The following is a 13594-nucleotide window of genomic DNA, read 5'->3' on the forward strand; positions in this document are numbered from 1 at the left end:
CTTTTCCAAATGGGTTCAGTCGAGTTCCAGCACCACGACCCGTTGTCCGGCGCGTACCGCCGAACCCGGCTGCACGCGAATCTCGCGCACCACGCCGGCCATCGGTGCGAGCAGCGGAATTTCCATCTTCATCGACTCCAGAATCACCAGCACATCGCCGGCCGCGACACGGCTGCCGGCCTCGACCTGCACCTGCCAGAGGTTGCCGGCGATGTGGCTGTCGACGCTCTGCTGACCGTCGGCCAAAGGTGCGTCTTCGGTTGATTCGGGCACGGCTTCTTCACTGTCGAAATGTGCCTGGCCGCTGGCGATCCAGCGTTCGCGCTCGGCGTTGAATGCGCTCTGTTGTTGGCTACGAAACGCGCTGATGCCTTCGGCTTCACGATTGAGAAAGGCCTGGTAATCGGCGAGGTTGAGCTGGCTGTGTTCGATGTTCAGATCGAAGCGGCCGAGGGGGAAATCCCGGCGGATGCGCAGCAGTTCTTCGGCGCTGACCGGGTAAAAACGGATCTGATCGAAAAAGCGCAGCAGCCATGGTTTGCCGTCGAATGCCGCGACGTCGCGGTAGCGATTCCACATCTGCAACGTGCGCCCGACGAACTGGTAGCCGCCGGGGCCTTCCATGCCGTACACGCACATATAAGCGCCGCCGATGCCCACCGAGTTCTCGGCGGTCCAGGTGCGCGCCGGGTTGTATTTGGTGGTGACCAATCGGTGCCGCGGATCAAGCGGCGTGGCCACTGGCGCGCCGAGATAAACGTCGCCAAGGCCCATCACCAGATAGCTGGCGTCGAACACCGTGCGCTGGACTTCGTCGAGGTTGGGCAGGTCGTTGATACGGCGGATGAACTCCAGATTGCTCGGGCACCAAGGCGCGTCCTTGCGCACGGTGGTCATGTATTTTTCGATGGCCAACTGGCAGGCCGGATCATCCCAGGACAGCGGCAAATGGACGATCCGTGACGGCACCTGCAAGTCTTTGGCGGCGCACACCGCGTCCCATTCTCCGGCGACGATGCCGAGCAGATCCGCCAACGGCAGTTGTTCAGGGTGGTAGTGCACTTGCAGCGAGCGGATGCCCGGCGTGAGGTCGATCACGCCGTGCAGGGCTTTGCTTTCCAGAGCCTGCATAAGGGCGTGGGCGCGGAAGCGCAGAACCAGATCGAGCTCGGGTGCGCCGATTTCCAGCAGCAGGTGGGTATCGCCTGACAATCTCGCAACTAGCCGCTGATCGCCCTGACCCAACTCCAGAACCACAGGCGACAAAAGCCCCTGTAGGAGTGAGCCTGCTCGCGATGAAGTTGATGCGGTGTCTGATCTGGCCTCATCGCGAGCAGGCTCACTCCTACATTGATCCCAATAGCTGGCGAGATCGCGGGCGGTTGTGAGGTCGACCGGGATGAACTGGATCTTGTCCCCGGCCTTGAGCTGGCCGAGCTGCCACAGATCCGCTTCGATCACCGTCACCGGGCAGACGAAACCACCCAGGCTGGGGCCATCCGGGCCGAGGATCACGGGCATGTCGCCGGTGAAATCCACCGCGCCGATGGCGTAGGGATTGTCGTGGATATTCGAAGGGTGCAGGCCGGCCTCGCCGCCGTCGGCACGAACCCACTCGGGTTTGGGCCCGATCAGGCGCACGCCGGTGCGGCTGGAGTTGAAATGCACCTCCCACTGAGTGGCGAAGAAGGTGCCGATGTAGTTTTCGGTGAAGTATTCAGGCGCCGCGTGCGGGCCGTAGATCACACGAATCTGCCGCACTGCTGGCAACGCAGTCACATGTTGTTCGGCCAGTTGCTGCCCGGCGCTGTGATCGATCAACGCAGGCACATGCAACACGTCACCAGCGCGCAACGCGCGACCGCCATGCCCGCCAAACTGGCCGAGGGTGAAGGTGCTTTTGCTGCCCAGGTAATCCGGCACCTGCAAGCCGCCACGCAGGCACAGATAACTGCGCGCTCCGGCGCCGCTGATGCTGCCAAGGTTCAAGGTCGCGCCGGCCGGGATCAGCAGCGCGGTGTTCATCGAAACGGCTTCACCGTCGAGGGTCAGGGCAATTGGCGCGCCCGTCACCGCCACCACCGCCGCGCAGTTGAAGCGCAGCAACGGGCCACTCATGGTTATTTCCAGCGCCGCTGCACCGTCGGCATTACCGAGCAGGCGATTGCCCAGACGCAGCGCGCGGCTGTCCATCGGCCCCGAGGGTGGTACGCCGACGGCCCAGTAACCGAGACGACCGGGATAGTCCTGCACACTGGTTTGCGTGCCGGCGCTGAGCACTTCGAACGTGTTGGCGCGGTACACCAGCGCCTCCAGGCAACGGGTCCACGGCTGACCGCTGGCGAACGGTGTGTCGAGCAGAATCTGGCGCAGATAATCGCGGTTGGTTTCGACGCCGTACAACACGCTGTCACCGAGTGCCTGATGCAATTCGGCACGGGCCTGCTCACGGTTGGGGGCCCATGTGATGACTTTGGCGATCATCGGATCGAAGTACGGCGGGATCTCGCAGCCCGCCTCGACCCAGGTGTCGATGCGCAACTGAATGCCGTTGGCCGGTGGAAATTCCACGGCGGTCAGCAGGCCCGGGCTCGGCTGAAAATCACGCCCCGGATCTTCCGCATACAGGCGCGCCTGGATCGCATGCCCTTCAGGTTTCAGCCCCTGATACAACGCGCTCAGCGCAGGCAAATCACCCGCCGCCAGTTCAACCATCCAGCGCACCAGATCCACGCCCCACACCTGTTCGGTGACGCCGTGTTCGACCTGCAAACGGGTATTCACTTCGAGAAAGTAGAAGCGCTGCGCATCGCTGTCGAAGACGAACTCAACGGTGCCGGCGCTGCGGTAATTCACCGCTTTGGCCAGTTTGATCGCCGCCACGCACAACGCGTCGGCCATGCCGTCCGGCAGGTTCGGCGCCGGGGTTTCTTCGAGGACTTTCTGGTTGCGCCGCTGGACCGAGCAGTCGCGCACGCCGAGGGCGATGACTTCACCCTGGCCGTCGCCGAACACCTGCACTTCCAGGTGCCGGGCGCGCTGAATGTACTTCTCGATGAACACTCCGGCGTCACTGAAGTTGTTCTGGCCGAGGCGTTTCACCGCTTCGAACGATTCGCTCAGTTCGCTGGCGCTGCGGCACACGCGCATGCCGATGCCGCCCCCGCCGGCGGTGCTCTTGAGCATCACCGGGTAACCGACCTGTTCGCCGGCGATCAGTGCGGCGTCGAGGCTGTCGAGCAGTTCGGTGCCTTCAAGCATCGGCACGCCGTGTTGTTTGGCCAGCGCGCGGGCGGTGTGTTTGAGACCGAACACCCGCAGTTGCTCGGGTGTCGGGCCGATGAAGGCGATGCCCTGAGCTTCGCAGGCTTCGGCGAATGCAGCGTTTTCCGAGAGGAAGCCGTAGCCGGGGTGAATCGCCGTAGCGCCACTGGCTTTGGCGATGGCGAGGATTTTATCGACCGCCAGATAGGTACCGGCGGCGGCACCCTCGCCGAGGCTATGGGCTTCATCGGCCTGCATCAGGTGCAGGCTGGCGGCGTCGGCTTCGGAGTACACGGCCACGCCTTTGACCTGCAACTCGCGCAGCGTGCGCAGAATCCGACAGGCAATGGCGCCACGGTTGGCGATGAGGATTTTTTCGAACATGGCATAACCCCTGAAGGGGATGCGGGCCGTCCCGCAGTTTTTCGAAAGGCATCCGGGCCGTCCCGGATGAAAAAAACACAGTTCAGAACACCACTGGCCCCTGTAGGAGTGAGCCTGCTCGCGATAGCGTTGGATCAGTCAAAACCAATGCGTCTGACCTACCGCTATCGCGAGCAGGCTCACTCCTACAGTTGGGTTAGTGGTGTTCCCGTGATTTCAGGCACTGCCCGGACCGGGCCTGGCACAAGGCAAACAACCAGCGGCGCAAACGGCTGAATTTCAGTTCCATACCAGCAGCTCCGCAGGGGTCGGGTTGTAGGCGTTGCACGGGTTGTTCAGTTGCGGGCAGTTGGAGATCAACACGATCACGTCCATCTCGGCACGCAGGTCGACGTACTTGCCCGGTGCGGAAATCCCGTCTTCGAAGGTCAGCCCACCGTCAGCCGTGACCGGCACGTTCATGAAGAAATTGATGTTCGGGCCGATGTCGCTTTTGCCCAGTCGCCCGTCGTGGACGCAGGCGCGCAGGTAGTTGTCGCGGCAGCTGTGCATGTAGCGTTTTTCCAGGGCGTAACGCACGGTGTTGCTCTCTTGCGCGCAGGCGCCGCCGAGGGTGTCGTGGCGGCCGCAGGTGTCGGAGACGATGGTCAGCATCGGTTTGCCGAGGTTGGAATAGAGCACGCTGCCGGTGCTCAGGTAGACGCTGTTCTGTCGGCGCAACGTGCGCTGCACGTCGTAGCGTTCCTTGGGGTTGGCAACGCTGTAGAACAGGGTATCGACGGCTTGATTGCCTTCCAGATCGAGAATGCGCAGGGTCTGGCCGGCCTTGACCTCCATCAGCCAGGGTTCGCCGGCGGGGATGGTCGCGCGGTAGACCGCATGCTCGGGCAGTCTGTCGGTGGTAGCAGCGTTAGCGATGGCGAGTGACATGGCAGCGATCCTCAGGCGAACAGACGGTCGGTGTTGATGAAGCCGCGCTCGTTTTCCGGGCGCGAGGTGCGGCAGTGTTCAGCGACGCTGGCGTCGGCGTTCATCCAGCTCAGCTTCAGGGGTTTGGGGGCGTATTCGGTGGACGGGTCCATCGGGTGTTGCAGGGCGGTGAGGACGACGAGGGTGTCCATCGGCGCGTACAACTCGATGTAGTCGCCAGCCTTCGAATTGCCCTCAACGAAATGAAAACGCCCGGCCTCATCGACGTTGACCCGACTGAACAGATTGAGGGTCATCAGCAGGTCGGACAGGCCCAGGCCCCACTTGCCCAGCTCCACCAGCAGGTTGTCGGTGCCGTTGCGGAAGAAGCCGTTGCGCAATTCCTGATAGCGGCCCTGGCCGTACTTCTGCACGACTTCCTCGGCGCAGAGCACGCCGCCGAGGCTGTCGCTCCAGCCGCAGGTGTCGGCAGTGATGGCGGCCAGCACGCGGCCCATGTCCGAGTACAGGCAATGGCCGGTGGTGAGCTTGGCGGTGTGTTGGCATTTGAGGCTGTCAGGCAGGTTCAGCCGTTCGGTTTTTTCATTGGCGTTGAGCAGGGTCAGGCTGACGTTGGCACCGCCGCGCAGATCGGTCAGGCGCAGCAATTGGCCGCGCTTGAGAACGAAGGAACGGTGGCCGCCGCCGGGCAGCATTTCTTCGGCGAAGGGTGGAAACAATTGGGTTGAATCAGTCATTGGAGCAATCCTCTCAAGCGGTTCGAAGTGAGCCCGCCAGGTTCACCGGCAAGGCTTCGACGGCGGCGCGCTGGGCGCGGCGGTCGGTGTTCAAAGGGATGTCGTAGGTGATGCGCGCGCCATAGGCGCCGGGGGCGTGCGGGTCGAGACGAACCTTGTCGAACACCAGCAATCGCGTGCCGAGGCTAAAGCCTTCGGACAGGTCATGAGTGACCATGAACACCGTCAGCTGCGTCTCGCGCCACAGCTCCAGCAGCAGGGCATGCATGTCTTTGCGGATGCCGGGATCAAGTGCGCCGAACGGCTCGTCGAGCAGCAACACGCGCGGCTTCATGATCAGCGCCTGGGCAATCGCCAGTCGCTGTTGCATGCCGCCGGAGAGCTGCACCGGGTACTTGTCCAGCGCATGGCCGAGGCCGACTTTGTGCAGCAGTGCCGAAGCCTGCTCACGGGCGTCTTTTTTGGCCGTGCCGAACAACCGCCCGAGCAACGGTGCGCGTGGCAATTCGAGGCCGATCGCGACGTTGTCCAGAACGCTCAAGTGCGGGAACACCGAGTAGCGCTGGAACACCACGCCACGGCTGGCGTCCGGCTCGCAGGCCAGTGGCTGACCATCGAGCAGGATGTCGCCACGGCTGGCGGTTTCCTGGCCGAGCAACAGGCGCAGAAAGGTCGATTTGCCGCAACCGGACGCGCCGACCAGCGTGCAGAACTCGCCCTCGTTGACCTGCAGATTCAAGCCTTCGAGCACCACTTGATCGGCGTATTGCTGCCAGACGTTTTTTACCGTGATGAAGCTCATTTGGCGGCCCCCTCATACCAGGGGAATGCCCGGCGGGTCAGGGATTTCAAACCCCAGTCCATCAGCCAGGCGAGGAGGGTGATCCACGCCACGTAGGGCAGGATCACGTCCATCGCCAGATAGCGCCGTACCAGAAAGATCCGGTAGCCGAGGCCGTCGGTGGCGGCGATGGCTTCGGCGGCAATCAGGAACAACCACGCCGAGCCGAGCATCAGGCGCAGCGAAATCAGCAGGCGCGGCAACAGTTGTGGCAACACCACGCGCAACATCAGCGTCCAGGTCGAGGCACCGAGGGTCTGCGCCTTGATCAGCAGTTCGACGGGAATGTCCCGCGCACGCTGTTCCAGATCCCGAGCGAGGGCCGGGGTGATGCCGATCACGATCAGCATCACTTTCGACAATTCACCGAGGCCGAAGACGATGAACAGAATCGGCAGAATCGCCAGCGGCGGCACCATCGACAGCACCGTCAGCAGCGGCGACAACGGCGCGCCAAACAGCGGCAGGGTGCCGGCGGCGATGCCCAGGCACAACCCGGCCAGCGCGGCGATGCCAAGGCCGATGGCCAGACGCCCCAGACTCGCCGCGGTGTCTTGCCACAGCAGGTATTCGCCAGTGCGACTGTCGGCATTGAAGGCCAGGCGTTTTACCGCGTCGGTCATCTGCACGGCGCTGGGCAACAGTTTGTCGTTGGGGTTGTCCGCCAGGCGTTCGGCTGAGCCCATGAAGTAGGCGAACAGCAGCAGAGCGAACGGCAGGATCACCAACAGCAGGCGACTCGGGCGATCCGGGTGGCGATTGATCAGGCGCATGGCCAAATCCTCCGTGGCTTACAGCTTGGCGTCGGCGGCCATCTGCACGTAGGTCGGATCGAAACGCAGCTTGAGGTTGCTGGAGTCGCCGCTGGTCACGCCGTTGGCGAAAGCCATGCCGACCGCACTGGTGTCTTTGGCGCCTTCACCGAGCAAGCCGTGCTGGAACGAGAACTCGGCGACTTTGCGCATGGTTTCCGGCAGTTGTTTGCTGGTGGCAAAGGTCAGGGCTTCCTTCGGCGTGGCGAACAGTTTGGTGGTGTCCAGTTGCGCCTGGAATCCGGCCAGATCAGTGCCCGAGGCTTTGGCCATGTGTTCCAGCGCGGCTTTGCTCGCGGCGTTTTTTGCATTCATCAGTTCGACCACTTCGAACCAGGCGCCGGTCAGCGCTTTGCCCAGCGCCGGGTTGTCTTTGAGGGTGGCGCTGTTGACCACCATCATGTCCATGATCTCGCCGGGGATCTGGCTGGAGTTGAACACTTCGGTCACGCCGGGCTTGGCCTTGATGTCCGAAAGCATCGGGTTCCAGGTGGTCACGGCGTTGACCTGGTCGGTGTTGAAGGCGGCGGAGATATCGGCGTCGGAAGTGTTGACCACTTTCAGATCTTTCTCGGTCAGGTCGACCGAATCCAGCGCGCGGGCCAGCAGGTAGTGAGAGACAGAGAGCTCGACCAGATTGACGTCCATGCCCTTGAGATCGGCGACTTTCTTGCCTTCACCCTTGAGGACGACGCCGTCGTTGCCGTTGGAGAAGTCGCTGACGATCAGCGCCGTGCTGTCGACGCCGCCGGCGGCAGGGATGGTCAGCGCATCCATGTTGGTCATGGTGCAGCCGTCGAACTGGCCGGCGGTGTACTGGTTGATCGATTCGACGTAGTCATTGAGTTGCACGACGTCGATCTTGATGCCGTACTTCTTCGCCCATTTGTCGACGATGCCTTGGCTGCCGGCGTATTCCCATGGCATCCAGCCGGCGTAAATCGTCCAGCAGACACTGAAGTGGTCTTTCTGCGCGGCGGGGGATTGGGTGCTGACCAGTGCGGCGAAAGCGGCGGCGAGCAGGGCGGGCAAACGTAGTCGGGACATGGTGGGTTCTCCAGTTGATCAAGGGCGGACAGGAAGGCAACGCGGCACCGCGAACGGTGGCTTGTCTCCCGGGCTTTTGTCCCGCCGTGTAACCTCAACTGGAGGTCGCCAACTCTCGGACCAGCCACTCGCGATTGCGAGCCGGAACCCTAGTCAGCCATTGCAAATTGTGGTGCCGCGAACCTGTGATGACTCCTGCACGGGTTTGCTAAAGCGAGAGGCGTGCCAAGTCGCGTCGAGCCCTCTGGCACGGGCCTGCCGGTTCAATCCGGTTGTGTTTGCGAGCGAGGCGGCGCTTTGTGTTGGTGCGCGGCTGCACCGTGATGCAGCGTGTGGGCCACGGGGCCATTGTTGTCCCGGTGAGTAGGGTTATCACGGCCGCGTATATCCCGGCGGGCCCCATTAATCAGCGGGTGAATGACCGCGTTGGCGGATGAACAAGGTTTCATAAATCACTTGTTTCAACTTGTTGCAGGAACGCACCAGATTCCGAAAACGCTGTCAGATAATTCGTCAGTCACCGAATAAACGACTGACGCCTGCCAGCGTCGCTGGTGTGGCTACCCGCGGTCCAGGAGGCCGCCATGTATCGCCGAATCCTACTGCTTGCCGTGATGTTTTTTTCCATTGGCGGATGTGTCCCTTATTCATACGGAGACAGCTATTACAGGTCAGAGGTCTACTCATCACCCGCGCCGGCGTACTACAGCGGCGGCACGTACTACACGCAGCCGCGCTACTACCAACCCGCACCGCGTTACTATCAGCAGCCGCGCTATTACCAGGCAGCGCCACGCCACTATCAGCCGGCACCGCGTTACTACGAGAGCCGTCGCTGGCACGGCAATGACCGCGGACGCTGGGATGGCCACCGTCGCGGCGGTTGGGACAACGATCACCGCGGTCGCGGCAACTACGACCGCCACAGCGGACGCGGCGACCACAACGGACGTGGCAACCGCTGGTAACTGACCGCAAACAAAAAGCGGCGCATTGAGCGCCGCTTTTTTTGTGCCTGTTTTTTTACACGAGAAGGTTAGTACTGCGTCAGATCCGCCAACGGATGCCGCCCCTCCCAAACCTTATGAAAATGCGCCTCCACCACGGCATCCGGCACGCTGTTGACGTCTGGCCAATGCCAGTGCGGCTTCTGGTCCTTGTCGATCAATCGCGCGCGCACTCCTTCGCTGAACTCCGGATGCCGGCAGCAATTGAGGCTCAGGGTGTATTCCATCTGAAAGACTTCAGCCAGTGACATATAGCGCGCGCGGATGATCTGTTCCCAAACCAGATGAGCGGTCACCGGTGAGCCTTCGCTCAGGGTCTTGGCGGCGCGGGCGAGCAACGGGTCGCTGCTGTCGCGTTGCAGACTGATGGCTTTCCAGGCGCACGCCACATCGCTGACGTCGAGCAGTTCGTCGATTTGCTGACGACGCGGCAACCACTGCGCCTCGGGCAACTGCGCGACCGCTTCTTGCTGCAACGCCTTGAGCAGGCTGTTGAGTTGCATCGCGGTTTGTTCCTGCCAGTTCAGTTGCAGCAGGCCTTCGATCAGATCCGGTTGTTGTTCGTCGAGCAGGAAGCGGTCGGCCAGTCCCAGATCGATCGCATCACGCCCGTTCATGTGCGCGCCGGTCAGGCCCAGAAACAAACCGAGCTTGCCGGGCAGTCGTGACAGAAACCAACTGGCGCCCACATCCGGATACAGGCCAATGGTGATTTCCGGCATGGCCAAACGGCTGCTCGGCGTGACGATGCGTGTGCTCGCGCCTTGCAACAGACCCATGCCGCCGCCCAGCACATAACCGTGGCCCCAGCAGATCAACGGTTTCGGGTAGGTGTGCAGGCTGTAGTCCAGGCGATATTCCGCGGCGAAAAACTGCGCGGCCAGTGGCGGTACTTCGCCGGGATGGGCGCGACAGGCTTCCACCAGGCTGCGCACTTCGCCGCCAGCGCAAAATGCCTTGGCGCCGTTGCCGCGCAGTAAGACGCAGACGATTTGTGGGTCTTTTGCCCAGGCATTCAGTTTGTCGCTCAGCGCATTGATCATCGGCAAGGACAACGCGTTGAGCGATTTTTCAGCGTCCAGGCTGGCGATACCGAGGCGGGCGCCGTCGGTGCCGGTGAGTTCTTCGAAGTGCAGATTCATCGTGACCTCGATCGGGAATTTGAACGATCAGTATGATCGTTGTGTGGGAAAGTGCCGGATCTGCGTCAGATCAATTGACAAGCGTGGTCGGCTTTCCTAGGGTTCGCCCCATTGTTTTTGCCGGGTATGACCATGACTGCTGACGACCGTATCAAACTCGAACCGAGCTGGAAGGAGGCACTGCGTGCTGAATTCGACCAGCCTTACATGACAGAGTTGCGCAATTTTCTGCAGCAGGAGCGGGCGGCCGGCAAGGAAATCTATCCGCCGGGGCCGCTGATTTTCAATGCGCTGAATTCGACGCCGCTGGATAAAGTCAAAGTGGTGATCCTCGGCCAGGACCCGTATCACGGCCCGGGCCAGGCCCATGGCTTGTGCTTCTCGGTGCAACCGGGCGTGCCGGCGCCGCCGTCGCTGGTCAACATCTATAAAGAGTTGAAACGCGACCTGAACATCGATATTCCCAGCCACGGTTATTTGCAGAGCTGGGCCGATCAGGGCGTGTTGATGCTCAACACCACAATGACCGTCGAGCGCGCCAACGCCAACGCACACAAGGACAAGGGCTGGCAGTTCTTCACTGACCGGATCATTGAACTGGTCAGCGAACAGCAGCCGCATCTGGTGTTCATGCTGTGGGGCGCTCATGCGCAGAGTAAGCAGAAGCTGATCGATGCGACCAAACACTTGGTGCTGACCTCGGTGCATCCGTCGCCGTTGTCGGCTTATCGCGGGTTCTTGGGATGCGGGCATTTCAGCCGGACCAACAAGTTTCTTGAGCAGAATGGCGAGTCGCCGATCGAGTGGCGTCTACCGCCGGTTTGACGGGTTGACCGGGTTGGCCCCTTCGCGAGCTTGCTCGTGGAGAAGGCAACTCGGTCTGTCAGTTGTTACTCGGGATTGCGATTCCAATACTTGAACAACGGCTCCGCCAGAAACAGCACAAAAAGAAGCCGCATCACCTGCATCGCCGTCACCAGCGGCACCGACAGTTGCAGGGTTTCCGCCGTCAGGCTCATCTCGGCAATCCCGCCGGGCATCATGCCTAACGTCAGTGAACGCAGATCCAGATGGGTCAACGTGCTCAACCCCAATGCCGCCAGTGTCGCGATCAACATGGTCAATACCGTGCCGATCAGTGTGCGGCCCATGAACGACGGCGCACGCCGGAAAAACTGTCGATTGAAGTGACAGCCCAGACCGCTGCCGATCAGCCACTGGCCAATCTGACTGCCGCCATTGGGCAAACCGATGTGCAGATCCCAACTGATGCTCACCGCCGCACTCACCAGCAACGGCCCGAACAGCCACGGATTGGGCTGGCGCAGTCGCTCCCAGGTCCAGGCGGCCAGGGCGCCCGCCGGAAACAAAATCGCCAGCCAACGCCAATCGACGCTACCGGCATGAGAAATCGGTGTGCCGTCGCCGAGCAGATACTTGAACGCCGCCGGCACACACAGCACCACCACCAACACCCGCAAACTTTGCCCAGCCGCTACATGGCTGAGCAGCGCGCCATTGCGCGCGCCGAGGTTGACCATCTCCCCGGAGCCACCGGGCATGCTGGAGAAAAACGCCGTGGCGCGATCTTCACCGGTGCGGCGCATCAACCACACGCCGACCACCGCCGACAGGCTGGTGACCAGCGCGCCGAAGAAGATCAGACCGAAGTGACTCAGCACCTGCTCCATCACCACCGGGGTGAAGTGCAGACCGATGCCGATCCCGACAATCCACTGGCCGCATTTGCGGCCACCAGGGATTTCGGTTAATTGCCACGGGGTCAGGCAGCGCACGAGGATGATCGCCAGCAACGAGCCGACCATCCACGGCAACGGCCAGCCGATCTGACTGGCGACAAAGCCGCCAAGCAGACCGACCAGCGGGGTTCCCCACCAGGTTTTGAAGGACCGATCAGACATCGGCAACGGCGCGCCGCGCGACCGAGCGTTTGCGCCAGATGCGCAGGATCGGCACCAGCAACATCAGCACGATCAGGCCCCACACGCCAAGCGTGATCCCGCTCGACCACAGAATCTCCAGCGAACCGTTAGAGATCGACAGCGCACGCCGCAGGTTTTGCTCCATCAAACCGCCGAGGATGAAACCGAGCAGTACCGGCGACAACGGGAAATCCAGCTTGCGCAGGATGTAGCCGAAGATGCCGATGCCGATCATCAGGAACAGGTCGAAGGTGGTTGCATGCACCGCGTACACGCCGATGGCGGTGATGATTGCGATCATCGGGACGAGCGCCCAGTTCGGCACGGCGAGGATTCGGGTGAAGATACGGATCATCGGAATGTTGAGGATCACCAGCATGATGTTGGCGATGAACAGGGAGGCGATCAGGCCCCAGACGATGTCCGGTTGCTGCTGAAACAGCAGCGGACCCGGGGTGATGTTGTACAGCGACAAGGCGCCGATCATCACCGCCGTGGTGCCCGAACCGGGTACGCCGAGGGTCAGCATTGGCACCAGTGCGCCGCAGGCCTCGGCACCGATGGCGGTTTCCGGTGCGGCCAGACCACGCTTGTCGCCCTGACCGAATTTGCCGTTCGGCCCGGCAATGCGCTTCTCGGTCATGTACGCCACGGCACTGGCCAGCGTCGCGCCGGCACCCGGCAACACGCCCATGATGAAACCCAGAACGCCGCAGCGCAGGTTCACCGCGAACACCGACGCCGCTTCCTTGAAGTTGAACATCATGCGTCCGGTGGCCTTGAACGCCTCTTGCCCGCGGTGGGTTTTTTCCAGCAGCAGGAGGATTTCGCTGATGGAAAACAGACCCAGCACCAGCACAACGAATTGAATGCCGTCGGTCAGGTGGATGTTGTCTCCGGTGAATCGGTAAACCCCACTGTTGGCGTCAATGCCGACCGTGGAAAGGAACAGGCCGATCAGCGCCGCTATAAAGGTTTTCAGCGGTCGGTCACCGGCCATGCCACCGAGACAGACAATCGCAAACACCATCAGCACGAAGTATTCCGCAGGCCCGAAAGCAATCGCCCACTTCGCCAGGATCGGCGCGAACACCACCATGCCGCAGGTGGCGATGAATGCGCCGATGAACGAACTCCATGCCGACAGTGACAGCGCCACACCGGCCAGACCCTGACGGGCCATCGGGTAACCGTCGAGGGTGGTCATGACGGTGGAGGCTTCGCCGGGAATGTTCAGCAGGATCGAGCTGATCCGGCCGCCGTATTCGCAGCCCAGATACACCGCCGCCAGCAGGATGAGTGCCGACTCCGGCGGCAGACCAAGGGCGAATGCAATCGGGATCAACAGTGCCACGCCGTTGATGGGGCCAAGGCCCGGTAGCAGGCCGACGATGGTGCCGATCAGCGTGCCGCTCAATGCGGTGATGAGGTTGTAAGGGGTGAGTGCCACCCCGAAACCGTGGCTCAAATATCCAAGGGTATCCATA

Annotated in this window: 11 protein-coding genes and 1 riboswitch; of the genes, 2 read left to right on the plus strand and 9 right to left on the minus strand. The window is 61.9% G+C overall.

Annotated elements, in window-relative coordinates:
* Nucleotides 1–15: 15 nt before the first annotated feature.
* From uca to IAI51_RS20740, 6 genes are all read right to left on the minus strand, one after another.
* Nucleotides 16–3648, minus strand: a complete 3633-nt coding sequence (gene uca / locus IAI51_RS20715) for an urea carboxylase (RefSeq protein ID WP_187680142.1) — start codon at nucleotides 3646–3648, stop codon at nucleotides 16–18.
* Between the two features lie 279 nt (nucleotides 3649–3927).
* The gene (locus IAI51_RS20720; RefSeq protein WP_187680143.1) at nucleotides 3928–4578 is read right to left on the minus strand and encodes an urea amidolyase associated protein UAAP2; all 651 of its coding nucleotides are present in this window, start codon (nucleotides 4576–4578) and stop codon (nucleotides 3928–3930) included.
* Nucleotides 4579–4589: 11 nt separating this feature from the next.
* Entirely contained in the window at nucleotides 4590–5315 is a 726-nt protein-coding gene (locus IAI51_RS20725) for an urea amidolyase associated protein UAAP1 (RefSeq protein WP_187680144.1), read from the minus strand.
* 13 nt (nucleotides 5316–5328) lie between these two features.
* Nucleotides 5329–6117, minus strand: coding sequence for an ABC transporter ATP-binding protein (locus IAI51_RS20730; protein WP_187680145.1), 789 nt, complete (start codon nucleotides 6115–6117; stop codon nucleotides 5329–5331).
* Nucleotides 6114–6929 carry an ABC transporter permease gene (locus IAI51_RS20735; protein ID WP_187680146.1) on the minus strand — a complete coding sequence of 272 codons (816 nt, stop codon included), beginning with the start codon at nucleotides 6927–6929 and terminating at the stop codon, nucleotides 6114–6116. The genes IAI51_RS20730 and IAI51_RS20735 overlap by 4 nt, the downstream gene beginning before the upstream one ends.
* An 18-nt stretch (nucleotides 6930–6947) precedes the next feature.
* A complete protein-coding gene (locus IAI51_RS20740; RefSeq protein ID WP_187680147.1) occupies nucleotides 6948–8015 on the minus strand; it encodes a putative urea ABC transporter substrate-binding protein in 1068 nt (355 codons plus the stop codon).
* A gap of 63 nt (nucleotides 8016–8078) precedes the next feature.
* Nucleotides 8079–8179, minus strand: a riboswitch (guanidine-I (ykkC/yxkD leader).
* Between the two features lie 420 nt (nucleotides 8180–8599).
* Between IAI51_RS20740 and IAI51_RS20745 the strand changes: the two genes are divergently transcribed.
* The gene (locus IAI51_RS20745) at nucleotides 8600–8983 is read left to right on the plus strand and encodes a hypothetical protein (RefSeq protein ID WP_187680148.1); all 384 of its coding nucleotides are present in this window, start codon (nucleotides 8600–8602) and stop codon (nucleotides 8981–8983) included.
* 68 nt (nucleotides 8984–9051) lie between these two features.
* Here the strand turns inward: IAI51_RS20745 and IAI51_RS20750 are convergent, their stop codons facing one another.
* Entirely contained in the window at nucleotides 9052–10164 is a 1113-nt protein-coding gene (locus IAI51_RS20750) for an enoyl-CoA hydratase/isomerase family protein (protein ID WP_187680149.1), read from the minus strand.
* Nucleotides 10165–10296: 132 nt separating this feature from the next.
* Here IAI51_RS20750 and ung point away from each other — a divergent pair, with 132 nt between their 5' ends.
* Complete coding sequence (gene ung, locus IAI51_RS20755) at nucleotides 10297–10989, plus strand: uracil-DNA glycosylase (RefSeq protein ID WP_187680150.1); 693 nt, start codon at nucleotides 10297–10299, stop codon at nucleotides 10987–10989.
* Nucleotides 10990–11054: 65 nt separating this feature from the next.
* Here ung and IAI51_RS20760 read toward each other — a convergent pair whose 3' ends face one another.
* Together IAI51_RS20760 and IAI51_RS20765 are read right to left on the minus strand one after the other, a co-directional pair.
* Nucleotides 11055–12086, minus strand: a complete 1032-nt coding sequence (locus IAI51_RS20760; RefSeq protein ID WP_187680151.1) for an AbrB family transcriptional regulator — start codon at nucleotides 12084–12086, stop codon at nucleotides 11055–11057.
* The gene (locus IAI51_RS20765) at nucleotides 12079–13593 is read right to left on the minus strand and encodes a tripartite tricarboxylate transporter permease (protein WP_187680152.1); all 1515 of its coding nucleotides are present in this window, start codon (nucleotides 13591–13593) and stop codon (nucleotides 12079–12081) included. Before IAI51_RS20765 ends, IAI51_RS20760 begins: the two co-directional genes overlap by 8 nt.
* Nucleotide 13594 lies beyond the last annotated feature (1 nt).

It is taken from the genome of Pseudomonas sp. N40(2020), assembly GCF_014472415.1.
Classification (GTDB): Bacteria; Pseudomonadota; Gammaproteobacteria; order Pseudomonadales; family Pseudomonadaceae; genus Aquipseudomonas.